Origin of the sequence: Nocardiopsis aegyptia, assembly GCF_013410755.1 — a bacterium.
In the GTDB taxonomy this organism is placed as follows: domain Bacteria; phylum Actinomycetota; class Actinomycetes; order Streptosporangiales; family Streptosporangiaceae; genus Nocardiopsis; species Nocardiopsis aegyptia.
This window is the reverse complement of the sequence record NZ_JACCFS010000001.1, coordinates 3,884,699-3,909,908: the sequence shown is the minus strand read 5'-3', so window position 1 is coordinate 3,909,908 and position 25,210 is coordinate 3,884,699. Positions and strand designations below refer to the sequence as shown.

General features: G+C 72.1%; 20 protein-coding genes and 1 pseudogene. 13 read left to right on the top strand and 8 right to left on the bottom strand.

What is annotated here, in order from left to right; all coding sequences use genetic code 11:
• Window positions 1–9 precede the first annotated feature (9 nt).
• Window positions 10–1,221, bottom strand: coding sequence for an ATP synthase F0 subunit B (locus HNR10_RS17595; protein ID WP_179829795.1), 1,212 nt, complete (start codon window positions 1,219–1,221; stop codon window positions 10–12).
• Window positions 1,222–1,599: 378 nt separating this feature from the next.
• On the opposite strand from HNR10_RS17595, the gene HNR10_RS17590 reads away from it, so the two are divergent.
• The 3 genes from HNR10_RS17590 to HNR10_RS17580 all read left to right on the top strand — a co-directional run bounded on the left by HNR10_RS17590 (window position 1,600) and on the right by HNR10_RS17580 (window position 4,064).
• Complete coding sequence (locus HNR10_RS17590; protein ID WP_179824937.1) at window positions 1,600–2,178, top strand: gamma carbonic anhydrase family protein; 579 nt, start codon at window positions 1,600–1,602, stop codon at window positions 2,176–2,178.
• 446 nt (window positions 2,179–2,624) lie between these two features.
• On the top strand, window positions 2,625–3,110 hold the full coding sequence (locus HNR10_RS17585) for a hypothetical protein (protein WP_179824935.1): 486 nt from the start codon (window positions 2,625–2,627) through the stop codon (window positions 3,108–3,110).
• A 213-nt stretch (window positions 3,111–3,323) separates the two neighbouring features.
• Entirely contained in the window at window positions 3,324–4,064 is a 741-nt protein-coding gene (locus HNR10_RS17580; protein WP_179824933.1) for a hypothetical protein, read from the top strand.
• 12 nt (window positions 4,065–4,076) lie between these two features.
• Here HNR10_RS17580 and HNR10_RS32020 read toward each other — a convergent pair whose 3' ends face one another.
• The 3 genes from HNR10_RS32020 to HNR10_RS17565 all read right to left on the bottom strand — a co-directional run bounded on the left by HNR10_RS32020 (window position 4,077) and on the right by HNR10_RS17565 (window position 7,398).
• A complete protein-coding gene (locus HNR10_RS32020; protein ID WP_312889320.1) occupies window positions 4,077–5,369 on the bottom strand; it encodes a sensor histidine kinase in 1,293 nt (430 codons plus the stop codon).
• A 134-nt stretch (window positions 5,370–5,503) separates the two neighbouring features.
• A complete protein-coding gene (locus HNR10_RS17570) occupies window positions 5,504–6,355 on the bottom strand; it encodes an ABC transporter permease (protein WP_179824931.1) in 852 nt (283 codons plus the stop codon).
• A gap of 44 nt (window positions 6,356–6,399) precedes the next feature.
• Window positions 6,400–7,398 (bottom strand): ABC transporter ATP-binding protein, encoded by a 999-nt coding sequence (locus HNR10_RS17565; RefSeq protein ID WP_179824929.1) that lies wholly within the window; start codon window positions 7,396–7,398, stop codon window positions 6,400–6,402.
• 163 nt (window positions 7,399–7,561) lie between these two features.
• Here HNR10_RS17565 and sigJ point away from each other — a divergent pair, with 163 nt between their 5' ends.
• The 3 genes from sigJ (at window position 7,562) to HNR10_RS17550 (ending at window position 9,680) form a co-directional block, all read left to right on the top strand.
• Complete coding sequence (gene sigJ, locus HNR10_RS17560) at window positions 7,562–8,572, top strand: RNA polymerase sigma factor SigJ (protein ID WP_179824926.1); 1,011 nt, start codon at window positions 7,562–7,564, stop codon at window positions 8,570–8,572.
• Complete coding sequence (locus HNR10_RS17555) at window positions 8,569–9,159, top strand: peroxiredoxin-like family protein (RefSeq protein ID WP_179824925.1); 591 nt, start codon at window positions 8,569–8,571, stop codon at window positions 9,157–9,159. The genes sigJ and HNR10_RS17555 overlap by 4 nt, the downstream gene beginning before the upstream one ends.
• Before the next feature lie 152 nt (window positions 9,160–9,311).
• Window positions 9,312–9,680, top strand: coding sequence for a hypothetical protein (locus HNR10_RS17550; RefSeq protein ID WP_179824922.1), 369 nt, complete (start codon window positions 9,312–9,314; stop codon window positions 9,678–9,680).
• Window positions 9,681–9,782: 102 nt separating this feature from the next.
• Here HNR10_RS17550 and HNR10_RS17545 read toward each other — a convergent pair whose 3' ends face one another.
• Entirely contained in the window at window positions 9,783–11,972 is a 2,190-nt protein-coding gene (locus HNR10_RS17545) for a (Fe-S)-binding protein (RefSeq protein WP_179824920.1), read from the bottom strand.
• A gap of 481 nt (window positions 11,973–12,453) precedes the next feature.
• On the opposite strand from HNR10_RS17545, the gene dnaK reads away from it, so the two are divergent.
• The 6 genes from dnaK to HNR10_RS17515 all read left to right on the top strand — a co-directional run bounded on the left by dnaK (window position 12,454) and on the right by HNR10_RS17515 (window position 20,387).
• Window positions 12,454–14,295, top strand: coding sequence for a molecular chaperone DnaK (dnaK, locus tag HNR10_RS17540; protein ID WP_179824917.1), 1,842 nt, complete (start codon window positions 12,454–12,456; stop codon window positions 14,293–14,295).
• A 43-nt stretch (window positions 14,296–14,338) separates the two neighbouring features.
• Entirely contained in the window at window positions 14,339–15,052 is a 714-nt protein-coding gene (gene grpE, locus HNR10_RS17535) for a nucleotide exchange factor GrpE (RefSeq protein ID WP_179824908.1), read from the top strand.
• Between the two features lie 232 nt (window positions 15,053–15,284).
• On the top strand, window positions 15,285–16,442 hold the full coding sequence (dnaJ, locus tag HNR10_RS17530) for a molecular chaperone DnaJ (protein WP_179824906.1): 1,158 nt from the start codon (window positions 15,285–15,287) through the stop codon (window positions 16,440–16,442).
• Window positions 16,439–16,945 (top strand): heat shock protein transcriptional repressor HspR, encoded by a 507-nt coding sequence (locus tag HNR10_RS17525; protein WP_179824904.1) that lies wholly within the window; start codon window positions 16,439–16,441, stop codon window positions 16,943–16,945. Before dnaJ ends, HNR10_RS17525 begins: the two co-directional genes overlap by 4 nt.
• An 82-nt stretch (window positions 16,946–17,027) precedes the next feature.
• Entirely contained in the window at window positions 17,028–19,643 is a 2,616-nt protein-coding gene (clpB, locus tag HNR10_RS17520; protein ID WP_179824902.1) for an ATP-dependent chaperone ClpB, read from the top strand.
• Window positions 19,644–19,790: 147 nt separating this feature from the next.
• Window positions 19,791–20,387, top strand: a complete 597-nt coding sequence (locus tag HNR10_RS17515; RefSeq protein ID WP_179824901.1) for a Uma2 family endonuclease — start codon at window positions 19,791–19,793, stop codon at window positions 20,385–20,387.
• A 14-nt stretch (window positions 20,388–20,401) separates the two neighbouring features.
• Here HNR10_RS17515 and HNR10_RS17510 read toward each other — a convergent pair.
• Window positions 20,402–21,384: pseudogene (locus tag HNR10_RS17510) on the bottom strand (NAD-dependent epimerase/dehydratase family protein).
• Between the two features lie 61 nt (window positions 21,385–21,445).
• Window positions 21,446–22,897 carry an MFS transporter gene (locus HNR10_RS17505; RefSeq protein ID WP_179824900.1) on the bottom strand — a complete coding sequence of 484 codons (1,452 nt, stop codon included), beginning with the start codon at window positions 22,895–22,897 and terminating at the stop codon, window positions 21,446–21,448.
• 107 nt (window positions 22,898–23,004) lie between these two features.
• On the opposite strand from HNR10_RS17505, the gene HNR10_RS17500 reads away from it, so the two are divergent.
• Window positions 23,005–23,880 (top strand): helix-turn-helix transcriptional regulator, encoded by an 876-nt coding sequence (locus HNR10_RS17500; RefSeq protein WP_179824899.1) that lies wholly within the window; start codon window positions 23,005–23,007, stop codon window positions 23,878–23,880.
• Between the two features lie 29 nt (window positions 23,881–23,909).
• On the opposite strand, the gene HNR10_RS17495 is transcribed toward HNR10_RS17500, so the two are convergent.
• Window positions 23,910–25,166 carry an RNA polymerase sigma factor gene (locus HNR10_RS17495; protein ID WP_179824898.1) on the bottom strand — a complete coding sequence of 419 codons (1,257 nt, stop codon included), beginning with the start codon at window positions 25,164–25,166 and terminating at the stop codon, window positions 23,910–23,912.
• Window positions 25,167–25,210 lie beyond the last annotated feature (44 nt).

Genomic DNA, 25,210 nt, shown 5'->3' with positions numbered 1-25,210 from the left:
GCGCGCGCCCTACGGCTTGCGGATGACCCGCACGCCCTCATCGCTCTGGGGCTGCTGCGCGGACTGCTCGCGGTTGCCGTCCGGGCGCCGGTAGACACCGGTGATCCCGGGGTCCCCGCCCTCGTCCTCGCCGCCGGTCGCCGGTCGGCCCTGCTGACCCTGCTGCCCCTGGGGGCCCTGCTGCGGCTTCTGGGGCTGCTGCGGGGAGTGCGACTGCTGCGGACCGGACTGCGGAGGAGTCTGCGGTCCGGACGGCTGCCGGCCCGGAGCGGGACCCGCGACACGGCCGCCCTGCGGCGGAGCGGCCTTGGCGTCGCCGCCCTGGGGCGCGTCCGGCTTCGGCTGCTCCTGGCCGGCCGACTCGGGCCTGGCCACCGGCTTGATGCGCACGGTCGCCTCGTCCGGCTCCTGCGGCACCGGAGGCAGCTTGGTGGTGGCCTCCTCCTTCGCCGCCGGCTCGGGCTTGGCGGCGGGCTTGGCGGGCTCCGCCGCCGTGGCCCCCGGCCTGCCGGGCCCGGACGCGGCGGGGCCCTGGGCCGGAGCGGGCGCCGGAGCCTCGGCCACGGCCTCCTCGCGGGACAGCCCGGTCTCCAGCGCGCCGGCCTTGTCCTCCGCGGTGACCAGGTCCGCCAGCGTGGAGTGCATGTCCTTCAGGCGGCGCAGCGCCTCGGCGTGCGTGGCCGTGAGCGTGGCGAGCCTGCGGTCGGCCGTGTCGTGGATCTTCTTGGCCCGCGCCTCTGCCTCGTTCAGGCGGCGGTCGCCCTCGGCCTTGGCCTGCTCGCGGAGCTGGTCGGTCTCCTTCTTGGCGCTGGAGACCATCTGGTTGGCCTCCTCGCGCGCGGAGGCCACGATCCGCTCGGCGTGCTGTTCGGCGTCCTTGCGGAGCTTGGCGATCTCCTCCTGGGCCTTCTGCTCCATCTCCTTGACCTCGGCGGCGACCTTGGAGCGACGCTCCTGGGCCTCCTCCTCGGTGATCCGGAGGATCTCGGCCATGCGCTCGCTGATCTGCTCGTGCTCAGGCTTGACCTGGGCCTTCTCCTGAGCGATCGCCAGATCGCGCTTGTACTGCTCCCGCTCGTCGTCCATGCGCTGCAGGCGCTCGCGCATGTCCTTGAACTGGTTGTCCATACGGACGTAGTAGTCGTCGACGTGCGCCTTGTCGTAGCCGCCCTTGCGCACTGTCGGGAACCTGTCTTGCTGCAGTCCGCCGCCCGGCAACATATCGCTCATGTGCCTTTCTTGTCCTTAACACCGTTTGACTGCACGTCGCAGAAGGTGAGAATTGCCCCGTACCCATTTGTCACTGGAACACCCACGGGCTCCAGCAAAGCGTTGACCGCACGCGGGTGTCCATTTCGCTACTCGCCCGCGTCCAGTGGGGGTGCTGGTCGCGCGGGCGCCACACCGTGACACCGTCCGAACGACCAAGGTAGGCACGCACGGCGTCGCGGCGTCAAGAGGCCGCGTGGGTGGTTCGCCGTGCGGACCCCGGTCACGTTCTTACTAAGGTATGCGCGATCATCCCCGTACGGGGGCGGACCGGTCAACTTCCCGTGGGTCCCACCGGCCCCGGAGACCGCGAACACACGGAGGCGACGCATGAACGACCACGCATCGGGGAGCGCGGCGAACGATTCCCGCGGCAGCGGAGCGTGGGGACCGCGGATCGGCGGCGCGCCGTTCGGGGACCCGGAGATCCACTCCACCGCCTGGATCGCGCCCGGGGCCGTCGTGGTCGGCCGCGTGCGGCTGGGCGCGCGGAGCAGCGTGTGGTACGGGTCGGTGCTGCGCGCCGACACCGAGGACATCATCGTCGGTGAGAAGGTCAACATCCAGGACCAGTGCGGTATGCACGCCGACCCGGGGCAGCCCGCGATCCTGCACGACCACGTGAGCCTGGGCCACAAGGCCATGGTGCACGGCGCGGTCGTGGAGGAGGGCGCCCTCATCGGCATCGGCGCGATCGTCCTGGGCGGCGCGCGGGTCGGCAAGGGCGCGCTGGTCGCGGCGGGCTCGCTGGTGCCCCCGGGCAAGACCGTCCCCCCGGGCACCCTGTGGGCGGGCGTGCCCGGCAAGGTGATCCGGGACCTCAACGACGACGACCGCCTGGTCCTGGAGCACACGCCGACCCACTACGCCGATCTGGCGGACCGGCACCGGGAGGTCGACTGGCGCTGACGGCGGATCCCGCCCCGGGAGCGGCCGCGCCTCCGGACCGGCGGCGCGTTCCCGCCGCTCAGGGGCCCGAAAGCACCGGTCCACCCGGTCGCTCGAACGCTCCTGGCTAACCCGGGTGAGGCCGGGACTGGTCCTCCTGGGTCATGCGGACGCGCCGCACCGCCGCGTAGCCTGGGACACCTGGCGTCCCGTGGACCGGTATCCGTCGCATCCGGCCCGTCCCCGTTCGTTCCGGGGCGCCGACCCGCTCACGCGACGCTGTTCCACCGTCCGGTGAGCGCGGCTCACCGAACGGCACAGACGCCCTTGGCTCCCTCGCCCGGGCGGGCCAGGGACCTGACCAGACATCAGGGGAGGTGAGACCCGGTGGCGCTGTCCGGTGGGCGGATCCGCCCCGCCCCACCCCCTCTCCAGCGTGCGTTCCGGAGTACCCCCGGGAGGACCCGATGACCAACGGCGTTCCCCCACATCACCGCCTGTCCCTGCACGACCACGTCGCCCTGGACGAGATCGAGCTCTACGCGGAGGTCCTCATCGCCGTGGCCGACGCCGACCGTCCGCTGCGCCCGGCCGAGATCGACCAGGTGCTGGGCCTGGCGCCCGCGCCACCGCCCGCACGCGCCGCCGCGGCGACGGACACGGCGCCCTCCGGCCGTGGCGACGAGCCCACCAGGCCGCCGGGTCCGAGCGGCCCCACCGGTCCGCCCTCGCGCATGCCGGGCAGGGGCCCCGATCCGGCTCCACCCCCGCCCGACGAGCGGGAGTCCGACACCACCGCCCCGCCGCGGGGTTCGGCCCTGGTGCCGGAACCGCGGCCCCTGCCCGCTCCCCTGCCGGCCCCCGGCCTGCCCTGGACCGTGCGCCCGCTCGCCTACGAAGTGCCGCTCCCGTCCGCACCGGCACCACCGCCGACGGCCCTCTGGGCGCACTAGGGAGCACCGCGCGGCATCGCGGGCCCGTTCACGCGGGAGCCGACAGGCGCTCCCTAGCGGCCGGGGCGTCAGGAGAGCGTCAGTTCCGCCGCCGTCGCCGAGTCCTGTTCCGGCCACGGTGCGCACGCTGCGCGGCGGGCGCCGCCGGGTAGTCACTCCTGTGGGGGCGCGTGCACGCGCCCCGCGAGACGAACGGCCTCCCAGGAGCGGTACATGGACGAGTCGGACACGCGGGAGCGGCGGGACGCCCCGGGGAGAGCGGCGCCCGGCGGAGCGGTGCGCGGTGTCGACGCGAGCGAGCCCGCGCGGCGGGTCACGCGGACGGTCGCGCTGGTGGTGACCTTCCTCTTCCTCGTGGTCACCGCGGGCGGCGTCGGCTGGTTCCTCTCCGAGGGCGGACCACTGTCGGGCACCGGGTCCGACGAGCCGGACGCCGGCGCGGAGGCGGCCTCGACGCGCGAGTCCTCCGACGCGACCGGCGGCGACGGGTCGGCCGCCCCGGTGACCGTGGGCGGTGACGGTCTCGCCTACACCCTCCCGGGCCGGGGATGGCACCGGCTCGACGCCGGCGACGTCCCCGAGGAGTACACCTCGTACGCGGTCCACGGCTCCGACGACGACCCCGACGCCCTCATCGTCACGGGCACGCGGGAACTCAACGCCGTCGAACCCCTGGCGGCGGCCGGCACGCGGCTGGCGCTGGAGGCCGCGGGTCCGCTGCTGACGGGCGGCGGCACCCCGTGGGCCGAGCCCTCGGGAGAGCGGGAGGTGGACGGCTCCCCGGCGATCGGGGTGTCCGTGGGTACCGACGGCGACGAGGGCGTCTACGGCCGCTTCCTGCTCGTGGAGACCGGCGACGGCACCGCGGCGTTCATGCTGGGAGTCAACACCGCCGGCGGCGACGAGGCGACCGCGCACATCGACGCCGCCTTCGCCTCGGTCGGCGCCCGCTGACCCCTCGCGGCGTCAGCCGCGCGGGTCCGCCGCCGCGGCGCTCCCGGCGTTCCGGCGCAACCGGTCCCTCAGAGCGGGGGAAGCGGGTTCCGCGAGCGGGATGATGGCGCGGAGCAGGAAGCCGTGGTCGCCGGTGCGGGCCGCGGAGAGCGCTCCCCCGCCCATGGCCACGCGTTCGGACAGGCCCGAGAGGCCGTTGCCGGAGGACAGGCCGTCCTCCTTGTCCGGGCCCCGTACCTTGTCGTTGTACACCTCCACCACCAGCGCCTCGCGTTCCATCGACGCGTCCCTGGTGACGGAGAAGCCGATCCTGCACTCCGAGGCGTCACTGTGCCGCAGCACGTTCGTGCCGCCCTCGCGCACCACCCACGCCGCCAGCCCGGCCTTGTCGCCCGGGACCTCCAAGCCCTCCAGGCCGGTCACGGTGACGTCGGTCCCGTTGGCCCGCAGCACCTCGCGCACCGAGCCCACCTCGGTGGGCAGGTCCACCTCCCGGTAGCCGTTGACCGCCGACCGCACCTGCTGGAGGGCCCGCCGGGCGAGGTCCTGCACCTCGGCCATCTCGGCGACCGCCCGCTCCGGGGCGCGGTCCACCAGCCGGCCCGCCAGCTCGGCCTTGACCGCGAGCGCGGACAGGCTGTGCCCCAGCAGGTCGTGCATGTCGCGCGCGAACCGCAGGCGCTCCTCGCTCACGGCGAGCTGGGCGCGCGCCTTCTGGCCGTTGATCGCGTCCCGCGTCAGGTCCCACAACCAGATCGTCATGAGAAAACCGGCCGCCAGGAACACCGCCCAGACCATGGTCCCCACCCACACCGCGGCGTAGAGACCGACGTTGACGTCCCCGGGGACGAGCGGCGTCAGGAGCCATGGCGTGACCAGGAGGACGGCGGTGACCACGGCGGACCGCCTGCGCGACCCGACGAAGACGCCGATGCACCACCAGGTCCCGAGAGTGAACATCATGCTGAAGGGACTCTGGATCAGCGCGGCGCAGAGCAGTGTCAGGGCGAGCGAGACCCAGTACTTCCACGAAGAGGCGTCGCCCGTGACGCCATCGACCCCGATCCGCTCCCTGATCAGGAAGATGAGCAGCACGGCGACCGGGAGCGCGACGACCGTCGCCACCGCCGAGCGCCAGAACGACCAGTCCTGACCCGTGGAGAGCACCAGGTCCATGGTCGGCCAGGACAGCAGTGTCAGGGGCACCAGGCTCATCGACACGATGACGAGCCGCCGCGAGACGCGGAGTTTGCGGCTGTTCCGCCCGGAGGGGTCGGTGCCGGCCACCGCCTCGTCCTCGTTCACGCGGGCTCCCTTCGTTGATCGCCCCCGGCCCGTCCCGGTGCCCGAGGGCTCCGCGCGCGACCGCCCGACGAGCGTAGTCGAGGACGCGGTCGCGTTCGGCGCGCTCGCGTCCGGAGCGGTCGCGCGCCGCGCCGTCACGGCTGACGCGGGTCCCACCGGAAGAACCGCCGCACCGCGAGGGCCGAGACCGCGATCCAGGCGAGCATGATCCCGATCGAGGGCAGGGCCGCGATCCACAGGTCGAGGAAGCCCTTCGGCTCGGCGCCCGCCGCGCCGCCGAACACGTCGTAGCCGGTGTAGGCGGCCTGCACGAGCTCGCCCGGGGGCACGGACGGGATCAGGCTGAAGAACTGCCGGGCGCCCTCGGGCAGCGCCTCCAGCGGGATGATGCCGCCGCCCGCGAAGATGAGGATCAGCATCGGCACCATGACCGCCAGCTGCGCGCTCTCGGCGTTGCGCGCCAGCGGCGTCACGAGCAGGCCCATGAGCGAGAACGCGACGCTGCCCAGGAGGATGGCGACGAGCAGCATCAGCGGGTCGCGCGGCAGTGTCCCGTTCGGCATGGCGGCGATGAACCCGCCGATGATCAGCGCGATCGCCAGGGAGAAGACCGCCACCACCCCGATGACGCCGCCGAAGATCACCGGTTGGCTCACGCCGCTGACGCGGAACCGCTTGAGCGCCAGGGACTCGCGCCGGGCGGTGAACACGTTCGAGGCGTGGCCCATCCCGAGGATGAGGCTGATGGAGCCGATGGAGCTGAGCATGGCCATCTCGCCCAGGCCGAAACCGGGGACGACCTCGTCGTCCGGCAGTTGCAGGGCCATGAAGCTGAAGAAGAGCGGGAGGGCCAGGAACATCCAGGCGGTCTTGTAGCGGACGAAGAGGGTGAACTCCATGCGGGTCAGGCGCAGGAGCTGCCTGGCCGTTCCTGGGGCCCGGCGGGCCGACCGGGTCTCGGCCGGACGCGTGGTGGTCGTGTTCATCGTGGTCTCCTCAGGGCTCGGTGGGGGCGGGGGCCGGGGCCGGGTCAGCCGACGAGGTCGGCGGCGCCGTCGGCGACCCGGAGGAAGACGTCCTCCAGGGAGGCGCCGCGCACCTGGAGGCGGCGCAGCACCGTGCGGCGGTCGCCGGCCCAGGCCATGAGCGCGGCGAGCGCGTGGTGCGCGCGCTCGGCCATGTCGCCCTCGGTGACGGTGTAGGTCGCCCAGAGCTCCTGGCCGTGGGTCTCCACGACCGGGTCGGCTCCCAGCACGGCGGGCAGGTCGCCCGTGCTCACCTCGTCCGGGACCACGAAGCTCACCCGGTCGCCCCATCCGGCCAGGACGTCCTGGAGCACGCCCTCCACGCGGATCTCGCCGCGGTGCATGATCGCGAGCCGGTCGGCGAGCCGCTCGGCCTCCTCCAGGTAGTGGGTGGTGAGCAGGACGGCCGTCCCGTCCCGCTTGAGCCCCTGGATGATCCGCCAGGTCTCGATGCGGCCCTCGGCGTCCATCCCGGTGGTGGGTTCGTCGAGGTAGAGGACCTCGGGCCGGGTGAGCAGGGCCAGCGCCAGGTCCAGGCGGCGCTTCTGGCCGCCGGAGAGCTGCCGGACGGCGACGCGGGACTTGTCGGTGAGGCCGACCAGGTCCAGGACCTCGGCGACGGGGCGCGGGTCGGCCGCCAGGTCGTGGGCCACGGACATGGTCTCCTGGACGCTGAGGTCCTCCAGGAGCCCGCTGCCCTGCAGGACGGCGTTGGTGCGCTCGCGGACGCCGGCGGGCTGGCCGAAGGGGTCCTGACCGAAGACGCGGACCGTGCCCGCGCTGGGCCGGCGGAAGCCCTCCAGGGTCTCGATCGTGGTGGTCTTGCCGGCGCCGTTCGTGCCGAGGAGCGCGAACAGCTCACCGGGGCGGATCTCGAAGGAGACGCCCTTGACCGCTTCGAAGGAGCCGTAGCGCTGGTGCAGGCCGCGCACCACGACGGCCGCGCCGTCGTCGTCGGCGCGGGGGGCGTCCTGGGCCTGGTCTCTGTCGTCCGTCGTCGTCATGTCCCCAGGTTCCCGGACAGGGCTCCCGGCCGACAGACACCGCTGTCACCGCCTTCACCAGCGCGAGTACCGGACCGACCGCTGACAAATGTCATGGTGGCCCGATGTCACGTTCCGGGCGCGGGAAGCCTCTCAGGGGGTGATCGCACGAAGGAGGTTCCCGATGTCCGACGCAGGAACCGCGCCCGATCCGCACTCGCACCCCGGCCGCGCCTCGGACGAGGCCACCGAGGTGTACGTGCGGCACAGGGAGCTGCTCTTCTCCATCGTCTACGGCATGCTCGGCACCGTCGCCGACACCGAGGACGTGCTCCAGGAGGCCTGGCTGTCCTGGGCCGCCCGCTGCCGCGACGGTGCCGCGCGCCCCGTCGACCACCCGCGCGGCTACCTCGTGCGGGTCGCCGTCAACCAGGCCCTGGCCCGCCAGGAGGCGGTCCGCCGCCGCAAGGAGGCCTACCTCGGCCCCTGGCTGCCCGAGCCCCTCGTCACCGAGGAGGACGCCTCGGAGCCGGCGCTGCGCGCGGAGTCGGTCTCCGTCGCACTGCTCGTGGTCCTGGAGTCGCTCTCGCCCCTGGAGCGGGCGGTGTTCGTCCTGCACGAGGTGTTCGGCTACGCCCACACGGAGATCGCGGGCATGCTCGGCCGCACTCCCGCCGCGGTGCGCCAGCTCGGCCACCGCGCCCGGCGGCACGTGCGCGCACGGCGCCCCCGGTACCGGAGCGATCCCGAGGTCCAGCGGCGGGTCACCGAGCGCTTCGTCGCCGCCACGACCGACGGCGACCTGGCCGCGCTGCTGGAGCTGCTGGCCCCCGACGTCACGATGTGGAACGACGGCGGCGGCAAGGTGCCCAGGGCCAGCCGCCGCCCGCTGTACGGCAGCGACAAGGTGGCGCGCTTCCTTGTCGGCGTGGCCCGTGGCGGAACCGAGCGCGACGGGGGCCGCTTCGGGGCGCACTACCGCACGATCAACGGCACACCGTCCGCGGTGCTCACGCGCGGTGGGGCGCTCTTCGGGGTGATGGTCCTGGAGCTGACACCCGAAGGGGACCGCGTCCGCGCGGTCTACACCGTCGCCAACCCCGACAAGCTCGCCCACGTCCGCGGCGCCGAGGCGGGACGGACCGCGCTCCCCGACCACTCCGACCACCACGACCACCCCAGGAGCCGACCGTGACCACGACACCCGATCCCACGGCGGCCCGGCTCTCCGTGGGCGAGACCATCGCCCCGCGCGAGCCGGCCGACATCCGCGGCGAAACGGTTCCACTGCCGGACCCGGAACGCCTCGTCCACCTGCAGTTCCGCCGCTTCGCCGGCTGCCCCGTCTGCAACGTGCACCTGCGGTCGCTGGCCCTTCGGCACGACGAGATCAGGGCCGCCGGGGTCCGCGAGGTCGCGGTGTTCCACTCGTCCGTGCGGGACATGCTCCCGTACCAGGGCGACCTGCCCTTCGACGCCGTGGCCGACCCCGGGCGGGAGCTGTACGCGGCGTTCGGAGTCGGGCGGAGCGTCCGGGCGCTGCTGCACCCGAAGGCGTTCACCTCGCCGCTGCGGCCGAGCAGCTGGTCCGCGTACATGAAGGGCGTGCGCAACGGGGCCCGGCTCACCGGGTCGCCCGACGGCACCGACCCCATCGGCCTGCCGGCGGACTTCCTCATCGGTCCGGAGGGCCGCGTCCGGGCGCTCAGGTACGGCGCGCACGCGGCCGACCAGTGGTCGGTGGACGAGCTCCTGGCGCTGGCGGCGGAGGCGCGCGCCTGACCACGGCCCTCGCGTCCGGACCGTCGATCCGGTATCAAGGCCCTCGACCGCACCGCCGACCGGAGGGCTTTCCCCGTGCCAACACCGTCCGTGCCCGCCCACCCGCCCCGGGCCGCCGGCGACACCGGCCCCGCCGCCGCGGGGAGGCCCGCGTGTTCGACCTGATCGTCACGTCCGTCGGCGTGGCCGCGGGAGTGACCGTCGTGATCGCCGCCCGGCAGGGGTCCAAGGCGCACGCGGCGCTCTCCGCGCGGCTCGCGCGCGGCGAGGTCTCGCGGGCGGAGGCCGACCGCGCCCGCCTGCGCCTGCACCTGCGGAGCCGGAACCTCGGCCGGACCACCACGGGGGTCGTCCTGGCGCTGCTGGCCGCCGTCCTGGCTCACGCGGCCGTGGTCGGCGGCTGGGACGGCCGCGCGCTGTACTACGTGGTCCTGCTCTCCGTCCTCACCGTGTGGTGCGTGGCCGGGCTGCGCCAGTCCGAACGGCTGGTCGACGAGGCGCGGCGCGGGGACGGGTCCTAGGCCGGTACGCAGGGCGGGGACGGGACGCGTCCCCGGAGCGCCCGGAACACGCGGCGGGGCCGGTCCGAAGGTTCGGACCGGCCCCGCCTGACGTACCGCGGATCAGGCCTCGGCCTTCTCCTTCTCACCCTTGACCGAGCGCAGCAGGAGCTGGGAGACGTCCACGACCTCCAGCGACTCCTTGGCCTCGCCCTGCGACTTCTTCTCGTTGATCGCGTCGCCGAGCATGACCTGGCAGAACGGGCACGCGGTGGAGACGGTGTCCGGGTTGGTGGTCAGCGCCTCGTCCACCCGCTCGGTGTTGATGCGCTTGCCGATCCGCTCCTCCATCCACATGCGCGCGCCGCCGGCGCCGCAGCAGAAGCCCCGCTCCTTGTGGCGGTGCATCTCCTGCGTCTTGACGCCGGGAACCTTGGCCATGATGTCGCGCGGCGGCGTGTACACCTTGTTGTGGCGGCCGAGGAAGCACGGGTCGTGGTAGGTGATGTTCTCGTCGATGTTCTCGACCGGGATCAGCTTGCCCTCGTCCACCAGCTTGGCCAGGAGCTGGCTGTGGTGGACCACCTCGTAGGTGCCGCCGAGCTGCGGGTACTCGTTGGCGAGCGTGTTGAAGCAGTGCGGGCAGCTCGCCACGATCTTGGTGACGCCGGCCTCGTTGAGGGTCTCCACGTTCTGCTGGGCGAGCATCTGGAAGACGTACTCCATGCCCAGGCGGCGCGCGGGGTCACCCGTGCAGGCCTCCATGCCGCCCAGGACGGCGAACTTCACGCCCGCGATGTCCAGCAGCTCCGCGATGGCCTTCGTGGTCTTCTTGGCGCGGTCCTCCAGGGCGCCGGCGCAGCCGACCCAGAACAGGTACTCGGTCTCCGGCGACAGCTTGTCGTCGACGACCTCGACCTCGACCGGGTTCTCCTGCTCGGCCAGCTCCTGGATCCAGTCCATCCTCTTGTCCTCGGCCATGCCCCACGGGTTGGCCTTGTTCTCGAGGTTCTTCAGGAGGGTGTTGGCCTCGGACGGGAAGTTGGACTCGACCATGACCTGGTAGCGGCGCATGTCGAGGATGTGGTCGATGTGTTCGATGTCGACCGGGCACTGCTCGACGCAGGCACCGCAGTTGGTGCAGGCCCACAGCTCGTCCGGGTGGATGACGCCACCCTCCTCCTCGGTGCCGACGAGCGGCTTGTTGAGGAGGGCGAGGACGTCGACGCCCGCGTGGCTCTCGTCGGGCTTCTCGGCGAGGGTCTCCTCGGTGATGCCCTTGAGCAGGTACGGGGCCTTCTCGTAGGCGTGCTGCTGCAGGTCGAGGATGACCTTCTTCGGCGAGAGCGGCTTACCGGTGTTCCACGCCGGGCACTGCGACTGGCAGCGGCCGCACTCGGTGCAGCTGCTGAAGTCGAGCAGGCCCTTCCAGGTGAAGTCCTCGATCTTGCCGGCGCCGAACGGGTCCTCGTCGGGGTCGGCCTCCTCGAAGTCGAGGGGCTTGGTGCCGCTCTTGTCCATCATCTGCTTGGCGGCGCCGTGCGACGGGGCGCCGTCGGCCTTGCGCTTGAAGTAGATGTTGACGGGCGCGATGAAGCGGTGCCAGCCGATGCCCATGGTGAGCTTGGACGCCAGCACCATGAAGAACATGTAGCTGATGACCAGCTTGAAGGCGGCGATCCAGGCGATCGCGGGTTCGGCGACGGCCGCGTCGCCCGGCAGGAACGAGCCGACGGCGTGCGAGATCGGGGTGGCCCAGACCGGGAACGGGAAGTCGCCCAGGGCGGCCTTGAAGCCGCGGATCGCGAAGATCGCGATGAGCAGGCCGATGATGTAGGCCTCGACGTAGTACGCCGTCCAGTGCTTGGAGTGCATGAAGCGGGACGCGCGGCCGATCCGCTTCGGGCTGTTGAGCAGCCGGTAGCCGGTCAGGCCGAGGATGCCGACGAGGCTGGCCCCGGCGATGATCTCGATGGCCAGGCCGTAGATCGTCCAGTCGTGGATGATCGGCAGGTGGAAGTGCGGGTCGAAGACCTCGCCCTGGGCCTCGATGACGGTGAAGACCAGCAGGGGGAACGACACCATCACGAACCAGTGGGCCACACCGATCCACGGGCGCTTGAGCATGCGGCCGTGACCGATGATCTCGATGAGCGTCATCGTGAGCCGCTGGCCGAACGGCCCCTTGCGTTCCGGCTCCACCGGACGGCCGATGCCCACTGTCCGCACGATCTGGCGAAGGGCCAGACCGAACATGGTGAACGCGACCACGGCGAAGACCGAGGTGATGATGCCCAGTGTCAGGTACAGCATCGTCCGTGGCCTCCCATCCTGCTTCGTCGTCCGGTGCGCCACACACCGGCGGTCGAGACATATGTTACTAGCGAGTAATGGCGCAGTCGTCATCGGCCACCGCATGCGCGGCCATCAACGCTAGCCAGCGCCCTCGCAACGAAATCACGCGGGTACACCCGAGTTGACTCCGAACACACCCCACACACCTATGTGTAGCGGACGCACGGGGCGGAACGACGCACGCGGGCATCGGTGATGCCACCGGTCGGGGGCACCCTGACCCGCCCCTGAGACGCCCCTGGTCTTCGGGTCAAGGATCACCCCGGGTTCTCCCATCTTCCTGGTGAAGGACCCGCAGGCCGGGAACATCCCCGCCCGGCCGTCCGTTGTCAGGGCGTAGGAACAAACGTGAGTCTGGTCGACTCAACTGACTTGACAGCTTCCGCCGGGCGAAGCAAACTTGTGCCCGTAAGACTCAACTTTGACGGAGGTAGCAACCATGGCACGTGCGGTCGGAATCGACCTCGGTACGACGAACTCGTGTGTCGCGGTCCTGGAAGGCGGCGAGCCCACGGTCATCGCCAACGCCGAGGGCGCCCGCACCACCCCGTCCGTCGTGGCCTTCGCGAAGAACGGTGAGGTCCTGGTAGGCGAGGTGGCCAAGCGCCAGGCCGTCACCAACGTCGACCGGACCATCCGCTCGGTCAAGCGCCACATCGGCACCGACTGGAAGCAGCGGATCGACGACAAGGACTTCAACTCCCAGCAGATCAGCGCCTTCGTCCTGCAGAAGCTCAAGCGCGACGCCGAGGCCTACCTCGGTGAGGACGTGACCGACGCGGTCATCACCGTCCCCGCCTACTTCAGCGACTCCCAGCGCCAGGCCACCAAGGAGGCCGGCACGATCGCGGGCCTCAACGTCCTGCGCATCATCAACGAGCCGACCTCGGCCGCGCTGGCCTACCACCTGGAGAAGGAGGACGAGGCCACCATCCTGGTCTACGACCTCGGTGGCGGCACCTTCGACGTCTCCCTCCTGGAGGTCGGTGACGGCGTCGTGGAGGTCAAGGCGACCAACGGCGACAACCACCTGGGCGGCGACGACTGGGACCAGGCGATCGTCGACTGGCTCGTCGAGCGCTTCAAGAACGCCAACGGCGTGGACCTGTCCAAGGACAAGATGGCCCTCCAGCGCCTGCGCGAGGCCGCGGAGAAGACCAAGATCGAGCTGTCCAGCTCCAGCGAGTCGAGCATCAACCTGCCCTACATCACGGCCTCGGCCGAGGGCCCGCTGCACATGGACGAGAAGCTCACCCGCGCCGAGTTCCAGCGCCTGACCTCCGACCTGGTCGAGCGGACCAAGACGCCGTTCCAGCAGGTCATGAAGGACGCCGGGATCAGCCTCGACCAGATCGACCACGTGGTCCTGGTCGGCGGTTCGACCCGTATGCCCGCCATCGCCGACCTGGTCAAGGAGATGACCGGCGGCAAGGAGCCCAACAAGGGCGTCAACCCGGACGAGGTCGTGGCCATCGGTGCCGCGCTCCAGGCCGGTGTGCTCAAGGGCGAGGTCAAGGACGTCCTGCTGCTGGACGTCACCCCGCTCTCGCTGGGCATCGAGACCAAGGGCGGCGTGTTCACCAAGCTCATCGAGCGGAACACGACCATCCCGACCAAGCGCTCAGAGATCTTCACGACGGCCGACGACAACCAGCCGTCCGTGCAGATCCAGGTGTACCAGGGTGAGCGCGACATCGCCCAGTACAACAAGAAGCTGGGCGTCTTCGACCTGACCGGTCTGCCCCCGGCGCCGCGCGGCGTCCCGCAGATCGAGGTCGCCTTCGACATCGACGCCAACGGCATCGTCAGCGTCACCGCGAAGGACCTGGGCACCGGCAAGGAGCAGTCCGTCACCATCTCCGGTGGTTCGGCGATGTCCAAGGACGACATCGACAAGATGGTCCGCGACGCCGAGCAGTACGCCGAGGAGGACCGCAAGCGCCGCGAGGAGGCCGAGGTCCGCAACAACGCCGAGTCCCTCGTCTACCAGACCGAGAAGGTCATCAAGGACAACGAGGACAAGATCCCGGCGGAGGCCCGCACCGAGACCGAGTCGGCCCTCGCCGAGCTCAAGACGGCGCTGGAGGGCACCGACGTCGAGGCCATCCGCACCGCGAGCGAGAAGGTCGCGCTGGCCAGCCAGAAGATCGGTTCCGCGATCTACAGCCAGGGCCAGCAGGCCGAGGGTGACGCGGCCCAGGGCACCGAGGGCGCCCAGGCCGACGACGCCGACGTCGTGGACGCCGAGATCGTCGACGAGGACAACGGCAAGCAGTCCTGAGGCCGCTGTCCGCTGGGAGACGAGGAAGGAGGAAGCGTCGGACATGGCGCCGTCGGACAAGACGAACAACTCCGGCACCGGCGACGGTGAGGAGCACCAGGGACCGGTGATCCGCGACAACCGCCGGATCGACCCGGACACCGGTGAGGTCCGCAACCCGCAGGCCGACACCGCCGAGGAGGCGGTCGAGGCCGAGGAGGTGGACGTCTCCGAGATCCCTGACACGCCCGAGTCGGTGGTGGACGCCGTCAACGCGGACGAACGGGTGGTCGAACTCACCAACGACATCAAGCGGGTGCAGGCGGAGTACGCCAACTACCGCAAGCGCGTCGAGCGCGACCGCGTGGCGGTCCGCGAGATGGCCACCGCCCAGGTGGTCGGCGACCTGCTCCCGATCCTGGACGACGTCGGGCGCGCCCGTGAGCACGACGAGCTCACCGGCGGGTTCAAGGCGGTCGGGGAATCGCTGGAGGCCCTGGTCACCAAGCTCGGGCTGGAGAAGTACGGCGAGAAGGACGACGAGTTCGATCCGAACCTCCACGAGGCGCTCACCCTGGTGCCGGTTCCCGGTATCACCGCGCAGACGGTGATCGAGGTGTTCCAGCCCGGGTACCGCATCGGTGAGCGGATCCTGCGCCCGGCCCGTGTGGTCGTGGGCGATCCGCTGGAGGACGGCGACGAGGCCTCGGCGGAGGCCGCCGAGCCGGCCGCCGACGCCGACGGCTCCTCCGAGAGCGACGAGTCGGACAACAAGTAGGGCGTGTTCCGTGGATGCCGGCCGCCGCGCAGCAGGGTGAGTATTCGCGGAAGACGCCCAGGGGCCGCGTCCCCGCGCCGCCGCCGGGCGGCGCGGGGAGGCACGCACCGCCCGGCCGCGGCCGCCGCTCCCGTGGCGGCCGCGGCCGGAGGGCGACCCCGGCCTCCGGCGGCCCGGGGTCACGTGGAAGCATCGGACGCAACCGGCACCAGCGGGGAGAAGGCACCAGTCGATGAGCACCAAGGACTACCTGGAGAAGGACTACTACAAGGTCCTCGGAGTCTCAAAGACCGCCTCGAAGGACGAGATCAGGCAGTCCTACCGGAAGCTGGCCCGGGAGAGCCACCCCGACGCCAACACCGACGACCCCAAGGCCGAGGACCGTTTCAAGGAGATCTCCGAGGCGTACAACGTCCTCTCGGACGAGAAGCGCCGCAAGGAGTACGACGAGGCGCGCTCGCTGTTCGGCGGTGCCTACCGCCCGGGCGGCGGATCGGGCCCCGGCGGCTTCGACATGGGCGACCTGTTCGGCCAGGGAACCGGCGGCGCACCCGGCGGTGAGCGCCTGAGCGACCTGTTCGGCGGGCTGTTCGGCGGACGGGGGCGCGGTGGGACGGCGACCCGCAGCCGGCGCGGCGCCGACGTCGAGACCGAGACGACACTGAACTTCCGCGAGGCCGCGGACGGGGTCACGCGCTCCTTCCAGCTGGCCAGCGACGCGCCGTGTCCCACCTGCAAGGGCACGGGCGCCAAGGCGGGCACCGCCCCGAGGATGTGCCCCAAGTGCAGCGGCACGGGGCACGAGAACACCAACCTGGGCGGCTTCTCGCTGTCCGAGCCGTGCAGCGAGTGCAAGGGCCGCGGCCTGGTCGTCGACGACCCCTGCGTGACCTGCCACGGCAGCGGGCGCGGCAAGAGCACCCGCACCATCCAGACCCGCATCCCCGGTGGCGTCTCCGACGGCCAGCGGATCAGGATCAAGGGCAAGGGCGCGCCCGGAGAGAACGGCGGGCCGGCCGGAGACCTGTACGTCGTCGTCCATGTGAAGGAACACCCGGTGTTCGGTAGAAGCGGCGACAACATCACCATCACCGTGCCCGTGACCTTCCCCGAGGCCGCGCTCGGCTCGGAGGTGCGCATCCCCACCCTCACCGGCTTCCCGGTGACGGTGAAGATCCCGCCGGGCACGCAGAACGGCCACAAGCTGCGGGTGCGCGGCAAGGGGGCCACCCGCAAGGACGGCACCACCGGCGACATGCTCGTCACGGTGGAGGTCGCGGTTCCGAAGACGCTCAACGAGGGCGCCCGCGAGGCGCTCGAGAAGTTCCGCGCCGCCACGTCCGACCACGATCCGCGTGCCGGGCTAGAGGCGCGGGCGAAGGGTGCGTGATCGACGTGAACGACTCCTTCGGCGCTGACGCTCCGGTCTACGTCATCTCGGTGGCCGCCGAGCTGGCCGGGATGCACCCGCAGACACTGCGTCAGTACGACCGACTGGGGATCGTGTCGCCCGGCCGCGCGTCCGGCCGGGGCCGCCGCTACTCCATGCGGGACGTACAGACGCTGCGCGAGGTGCAGCGGCTGTCCCAGGAGGAGGGCATCAACCTCGCCGGGATCAAGCGGATCCTGGAACTCGGGCACGAGGTGGAGCAGCTGCGCGAGCAGGTGTTCCACCTGGCCAACGAGCTGGAGGCGGCACGCCGGGCCGTGGCGCGGCGCGGTCGCCCGACCGGTTCGGGCGGCGGCGCCGTCCGCGGCGAGCTGGTGCGCCGCACACGCGTTACGATCTTCAACACCGCCGAGCCGCCGGAGGACGATACCCGGCGCGCCGGACAGGACCGTCCCGCCGGTGAGGGCCCCGAGGCGGGCGACGGTACCGAGAACCAGGGCTGACCGAGCTCAGTGCGGGGGCACGGGGGCGCGACCGGCCATCGTTCATCACTCTGCGTCACATGACTTGTGAAAGGAGTCACCGGTGAACTACAAGCTCACCAAGAAGAGCCAGGAGGCTCTGTCGGTGGCCATCCGCCGCGCGACCACGGACGGCAGCCCGCAGGTCGAGCCCCTGCACCTGCTGGCCGCGCTCCTGGAGCAGGCCGAAGGCGTCACACGCCCCCTGCTCAAGGAGGTCGGTGCGAGCCCCGACGAGCTGAGGGACAAGGTCGAGGCCGCGATCACGGCGCTGCCCAGGGCCGCCGGGTCGACGGTCAGCTCGCCCAGCTCCTCGCGCCAGCTCATCGTGTCGATCAACACCGCCGCCCAGCGCGCGCAGCGGATGGAGGACGAGTACGTCTCCACCGAGCACCTGCTGGTGGGGCTGGCCGCCGACGGCGGTGAGGCGGCGCGCCTGCTGGAGGAGGCCGGAGCGACCCCGGACGCGCTGCTGGAGGGTTTCGAGCGCGTGCGCGGGTCGGGCAGGGTGACCTCGGAGAACCCCGAGGACACCTACCAGTCGCTGGAGAAGTTCGGGGTGGACCTCACCGAGCGCGCCCGCGAGGGCAAGGTGGACCCGGTGATCGGCCGGGACGGGGAGATCCGCCGCGTCATCCAGGTGCTGAGCCGCCGCACCAAGAACAACCCGGTGCTCATCGGCGAGCCCGGCGTGGGCAAGACCGCCGTCGTGGAGGGCCTGGCCCAGCGCATCGTGGCGGGGGACGTGCCGCAGTCGCTGGTCGGCAAGCGCCTGGTCAGCCTGGACCTGTCCGCGATGGTGGCGGGCGCCAAGTACCGGGGCGAGTTCGAGGAGCGGCTCAAGGCGGTGCTCTCGGAGATCAAGGAGTCCGAGGGCCAGGTCATCACGTTCATCGACGAGCTGCACACCATGGTGGGGGCGGGCGCCGCCGAGGGCGCGATGGACGCGGGCAACATGCTCAAGCCCATGCTGGCGCGCGGCGAGCTGCGCATGGTCGGCGCGACCACCCTGGACGAGTACCGGGAGAAGATCGAGAAGGACCCGGCGCTGGAGCGCCGGTTCCAGCAGGTCATGGTGGGCGAGCCGTCGTCCGCCGACACCATCGCCATCCTGCGCGGGCTCAAGGGGCGCTACGAGGCGCACCACAAGGTCCAGATCAACGACGCCGCACTGGTGGCCGCCGCGACGCTGTCCGACCGGTACATCACCGCGCGCTTCCTGCCGGACAAGGCGATCGACCTCATCGACGAGGCGGCGTCGCGGCTGCGGATGGAGATCGACTCCAGCCCGGTGGTGATCGACGAGCTCCAGCGCACGGTCGACCGCCTGAAGATGGAGGAGATGGCGCTCGACAAGGAGTCGGACCCGGCGAGCCGCCAGCGGCTGGATCGGCTGCGCGCCGACCTGGCCGACCGGCAGGAGCAGCTCAACGCGCTCGTGGCCCGGTGGGAGCAGGAGAAGGCCGGCCTCAACCGGGTCGGTGAGCTCAAGGGGCAGCTGGACGACCTGCGCACCCGCGCCGAGCTGGCCCAGCGCGAGGGGGACTTCGACACGGCCTCCCGCCTGATGTACGGGGAGATCCCGACGCTGGAGAAGCAGATCGAGGAGGCGTCCCAGGCGGAGGAGAACGCCGCGTCCGAGGGCACCGGCGACACGATGGTCAAGGACGAGGTCGGCGCGGACGAGGTCGCCGACGTGGTCTCGGCGTGGACCGGCATCCCGGTGGGGCGGCTGATGGAGGGCGAGACCTCCAAGCTGCTGCGCATGGAGGAGGAGCTGGGCCGCCGCCTCATCGGCCAGAAGCAGGCTGTGGCCGCGGTGTCCGACGCGGTGCGGCGGGCGCGGGCGGGGATCTCCGACCCCGACCGGCCGACGGGTTCGTTCCTGTTCCTGGGGCCCACGGGCGTGGGCAAGACGGAGCTGGCCAAGGCGCTGGCGGAGCTGCTCTTCGACGACGAGCGCGCCATCGTGCGCATCGACATGAGCGAGTACTCCGAGAAGCACACGGTGTCGCGCCTGGTGGGGGCGCCGCCCGGATACGTGGGCTACGAGGAGGGCGGCCAGCTCACCGAGGCGGTGCGCCGCCGCCCGTACACGGTCGTGCTGCTGGACGAGGTGGAGAAGGCCCACCTGGAGGTGTTCGACACCCTGCTCCAGGTGCTGGACGACGGTCGGCTGACCGACGGCCAGGGCCGCCAGGTGGACTTCCGCAACACGATCCTCATCCTCACCTCCAACCTCGGGTCGCCGTTCCTGGTCGACCAGTCCCTGGAGGAGTCGGTGCGCCGCGACCGCGTCATGGACGTGGTGCGCTCGACCTTCAAGCCGGAGTTCCTCAACCGGCTGGACGACGTGATCATGTTCGACGCGCTGTCCACCGAGGACCTCACCCGGATCGTGGACCTGCAGGTCGACAAGCTGGTGCGGCGCCTGGCCGAACGGCAGCTCGGCCTGGAGGTCACCGACGCCGCCCGCGAGTGGCTGGCGCTGACCGGCTACGACCCCAGCTACGGGGCCCGACCGCTGCGCCGCCTGGTGCAGTCCGCGATCGGCGACCCGCTCGCCCGGGAGATGCTGTCCGGCCACCTGGCCGACGGCGACACGGTGGTGGTGGACGTCGACGAGGCCGTCGACAAGCTCCGCGTGTCCCCGAAGAAGGCCGTCGAACCCGAGCTCTGACCCGGGGCCGAACAGGGGGCGCCCCGTCGGGGCGCCCCCTGTCCCACGTGGATTCGAGGGGGCGGCCGAGGTTGTGCCAGTACCCTGGTTCCAGGAGTCCGCGATGCGTCCAGGGTCCTGTGTCCACGGCAGAAGGGGTCGCACACCATGACCGTGATCGAAGACCACTCGCCGAGATCCCCTGCCGAGAAGCTGAGCGTCGAACAGTTCGAGATCATCGCCCAGGCCGCCGCCCGCGAGGATGTCACCCTCGAATACCTCAATGGCCAGATGGAGATCCGGACCGTGCCCGACAGCGACCACAACGCGATTCTCATGTGGTTGATGCGCCAGTTCATGACCCAGCGGGTGGACCTGGATCTGAACGTCACGGGCCAGGGCCTGAAGGTGGACTCCTACCGCAAGGGCCGCGCACGCCCGGACGGCATCCTCGCACCCATCGACCACTTCGCCGGGCAGGGGGAGTGGGCCGACCCCCACGGAGTCCTGGCGGTCGTCGAAGTCACCTCGTGGGACTCCGACACCAACGCCCGTGACCGGGTCGAGAAGTCCCATGCCTACGCCGCCTGCTCCATCGGCGTGTACGTGCTCGTCGACCGCGACGACGACAGTGTCACCGTCCACAGCGAGCCCGTCGGCGGCCGGTACCGCAGTATCACCAAGCTCGGCTACGGCCACACCGTCGAGATCCCCGGGGTGGGGGTCACGTTGAACACCGACGGCCTCAAGCGGTACGGCCACTAGGGGAGCGGCACCGCTCAGGTGCCCAGGACGGCGGCTTCGACGGCGGGGTCCAGGCCCGGGCCGGGGCGGTCCGGGCGCTGGGGGACGGGGCCGTCCAGGGAGCGCATCCACGCCCAGGTGTCGGCGACGGTCGCGGCGACCGGGCGGCAGCGCAGCCCGGCGGTGACCGCCCGGGACACGTCGCCCTGGTGCAGGGCGGCGTGGTCTGCACCCGGCGGCAGCCAGACCGGCAGGTCCGTCCACGGCTGGATGCCCGCGGCCAGGACGGTGTCGGGGTCGGTCCAGCGCAGGTCGGCGTCCGAGGCCGTGGCCCGGACGCAGGCCTCCAAAAGTTCGCCCATCGTCGCGTGGCCGGGCGGGCTCACCAGGTTGAAGGGGCCGCCGAGGCCGCGTTCGACGGCGTCCAGGGTCCACACCGCCAGGTCGCGGGCGTCGACGTACTGGATCGGGAGGTCGCGCGGTCCCGGGGCGAGGACGGGCCCGCCCACGGCGATCCGGCCCAGCCACCAGGGCAGGCGCCCGACGTTCTCGTGGGGTCCGAGGATGAGCCCCGCGCGCACGTGCAGCGCCCTGTCCCCGAACACCGCCTCCGCCGCCAGTTCGCCCCCGCGCTTGTCGGCCGCGTAGTCGGTCGCCCCCGCCCCGGGCTCGCCGGCCACCAGCGGTCCGTCCTCGTCGAGTCCGGCGGGCGCGGGTCGGGCGTACACGGACCGGCTGGACACGTAGGCGTAGTGCCCCATCCGGCCGGACAGGAGGCGGGCGGCGCGCAGGACCGCCTCCGGCGCGCCCGACCAGGTGTCGACGACGGCGTCCCACTCCCCCGTCGCCAGCGCGGCAGCCCGCCCTCGGAGGTGCGGTCGCCCCGTCGCACGGCGGCGCCGTCCGGAGCGGGCCGGGTGCCCCGGTGGAACACCGTGACGTCCCAGCCCCGGCCCAGCGCCTCCTCGACGACGGCCCGTCCGACGAACTCGGTCCCGCCCAGCGTCAGAAGTCTCATGCGCGCCAGTCTGGCGCCGCGCCGCCGCGCACGCCAGGCCCGCCTGCTCTCAGCAGAATCCTCACCCCGGGCGGCCGAGTGCCCGCAGCCGCAGCGCCATCGCGCCGAAGGCGACCGACGTCGTCGCCTGGATCGCGAGGCACACCCCGAACGCCCCCGTCAGGGACAGCTCCGGGGCGGCGGCGGTGTAGACGCCGCCGTAGAGCGCGACCCCCAGGGCGAGGGCCGCCTGCTGCACGGTCGAGAAGAGGCCGCCGCTCAACCCCGCGACCGCCCGCGGCACCCCCTCCATCACCACGTTGACCAGGGGCGAGAACATCATCGCCTGGGTGGCGCCCAACAGCACCAGCGACGGCTGGAGCAGCCACTGCGACGGGTCCGGCCGGCCCAGGACGACGACGGCCGCGACCATCAGCAGCGCCGTGATCTGGCCCGCCGCGCCGACCACCATGACCGAGGAGCCCAGCCACCGCCGGACCACGCCCAGGCCCATCGACACGCCGATGAAGGCGACCGCGAACGGCAGCAGCGTCAGCCCCGCCACCAGCGGGCTCTGGTGCAGCCCTCCCTGGCTGGTCAGCGCGAACACGTACATGAACGCCCCGTACCCGGCGAAGAACACGCACGCCATCACCAGGCCGAGCCGCACCGAGCGGTGCCCGAGCACGCTCGTGGGCACCAGCGGTGACCCGCCGCCGTGCTCGCGCCGCCGCTCCCACCACCAGAACCCCGGGAACGCCGCCGCGGACAGCACCAGCGACGCGATCGTCCACGGCGGCCAGCCGTCCTCGGGGCCGATCGTGACCGGCACCAGGAACGCCAGCAGAGCGACGGCCAGCACGGCGCCGCCCACCGCGTCGGTCCCGCCCCGGCGGTCGCCGCCGGTCCGCGGCAGGGCGGGCGTGGCCGGCAGCACCGCGAGCGCCACCACCGCGCCGAACCAGAAGACGGACCGCCAGCCGGTGCCCGCGACGTCCAGGGTGAGCAGCACACCGCCGATCACCTGCCCTGCGGCCGTACCGACCCCGCTGGTCGCCACGAACAGGGCGACCGCGCGCAGCCGCGCCGGCCCCCGGGTGGTGGCCTGGATGGTCGCCAGCACCTGCGGCACCATCAGCGCCGCCGCCAGGCCCTGCGCGCCTCGGATCGCGATGAGCCACCAGACACCGCCGACCAGCCCGGCCGCCACGGAGGTCACCGTGTAGGCGAGGAGCCCCACCACGAACAGCCGCCCCCGGCCGTACCCGTCGCCCAGTCGGCCGCCGATGATCAGCAGGACGGCGAAACAGGTCGCGTAGACGCCCATCACCAGCCCGAGCTGGGCGGGGGTGGCGTCCAGGTCGCGCGCGATGAAGGGCACCGCCACGTTCACGCTGGAGAAGGTGTAGTTGGCGAGGAAGCCGCCGACGAGCAGGGCCAGGAGTCCGCGCCCGCGCAGCCGGGGCGGTTCGGTGTGCGCGGAGGGGGCCGGCCGCTCCCCCTCCGCGGGGATCCGCGTTGTTCTCGTAGTCACCGCTCCACTGTCCGACGGGTGGCATCCTGGTACCAGGAGCCTGCTCATCCTGGTACCGACACCACCCGGCAGCACGCTCCACCGACCGACGGAGAGGACGCCGCCCCATGGCCGACCAGAGCAGGCGCGAGCTCGCCGCCTTCCTCCGCAGCCGCCGCGAGCGCGTCACCCCGGCCGACGTCGGGCTGCCCGCCCTCGGGCGGCGGCGCACGCCCGGCCTGCGGCGCGAGGAGGTGGCGCAGCTCGCCGGCGTGGGGGTCACCTGGTACACGTGGCTGGAACAGGGGCGGCCGATCAACGCCTCCGACCAGGTCCTCAACGCCGTGGCGCGCGCCCTGCGGCTCGACCCCGACGAGCACGCCCACCTGCTGAGCCTGGCCGGGAGCGAGGCCACGCTCGACGACACCAGCCACCACGCGGTCACCGAGGACCACCTGACCGTGCTCGAACAGCTCCTCCCGCTGCCCGCGTGCATCCAGACCACCCGGTTCGACGTCCTGGCCTACAACCGCGCCTACCGCCACCTGATCAGCGACATCGAGCAGTGGCCGACCCGCGACCGCAACTGCGCCGTGCTCAACTTCCTCGACCCGCTGTGGGCCGAGCGCTACGAGGACCACGCACTGGTGTCGGCGAGCATCGTCGCCCGCCTGCGGGCGTCGATGGCCGGCCACTTCGACGACCCCCGGTGGCTCGGCCTCGTGGACCGGCTTCGCGGGGGGTCCGCGCTCTTCCAGGAGTTGTGGGACCGCCGCGACGTGCGGCGCTCGGACACCCGGGTCAAGGGCTTCCACAATCCGTGGGTCGGCCTGCTGCGGACCCGGTTCACCCGGCTCTGGCTGGACCGGTCCCGGAGCGTCCAGCTCGTCACCATCACCCCGGTGGACGACCTCACCCGGCGGCGGTTGGCGGACCTGGCGGAGGCCGTGGCCGCCGACGCGCCCGTGGCGGCCCGGCGGCCCGCCGCCACCGCGGGAGCGTGACCCGCCGCCAAGGGGCGTGAACCGCCCGGTCAGACGGCGCCGGCACGGCCCAGCAGCAGGGCGCGCTCGCTCTCGTTGCGGGTGAGCCGCGCGGCACGTTCGAACTCCGCGCGGGCCTCGTCGGCGCGCCCGAGGCGGGCCAGCAGGTCCCCCCGGACCGCGGACAGCATGGGGTAGTCCGCCATCGCCCGGACCTCCCGCAGCCGGTCGACGATGCCCAGCGCCGGTTCGGGCCCCAGGGCCATCGACACCGCGACCGCGCGGTTGAGCTCGGCCACCGGGTTGCGGGTGGTCCTCACCAGATCCTCGTACAGGACCGCGATCGCCGACCAGTCGGTGTCCGCGGCCGTGGGCGCGACGGCGTGCTGGGCGGCGATGCCGGCCTGGAGCGAGTAGGGGCCCCGGGGCAGCCCGGGGTCGTCGGGGACGGACCGGGCGAGGGCGGCCAGACCGCGGGTGATCAGCAGGCGGTCCCACCGGCCGCGGTTCTGCTTGTCCAACGACACGGGTGCGCCGTCCGGGCCCACACGGGCAGGGAAGCGGGAGGCGTTCAGCTCCATGAGGGCGAGCAGGCCGTGGACCTCGTGGTCCTTGGGCAGCAGGTCGCACAGCACCCGGCCCAGGCGCATCGCCTCCTCGCTGAGCCGGGGGCGGGTCCAGTCGGTGCCGGACGTGGCGACGTAGCCCTCGTTGAAGACGAGGTAGACGACCTCCAGGACGGATTCGACCCGGGCGTCGCGGTCCTCGCCGACGGGGACCTCGAAGGGCACGTTCCTCTTGGCGAGGGTGCGCTTGGCGCGCACGATGCGCTGCGCGACGGTGGCCTCGGGCACTAGGAAGGCGCGGGCGATCTCGTCGGTGGTCAGCCCCCCGAGCATGCGCAGGGTGAGCGCGACCCGTGCCTGGGTGGTGAGGACGGGGTGGCAGCACACGAACATCAGCCGCAGCAGGTCGTCGCCGTAGTCCTCCTCCAGGACCGCGTCGAACTCGGCCTGGCCGTCGCGCTCGTCGATCTCGCGCCCCAGCTCGACCATGCGGTCCTGGAAGCGCTCGTCGCGGCGCCAGCGGTCGAGGATGCGGCGCTTGGCGACGGTGGTCAGCCAGGCGCCGGGCTTGGCGGGCACGCCCTCCTCCGGCCACTTCTCCAGGGCGCTGACGAGGGCGTCCTGGGCGAACTCCTCCGCCAGGCCGACGTCGCCGACCATGCGGCTGAGCGCACCGATGAGGCGGGCCGACTCGATCCGCCAGACCGCCTCCACCGCGCGTGTCGCGTCCGAGTGGCTCACGGAGCCATCACAGCACCGTGAGCCACCTCACCGCAAGTCGCGCG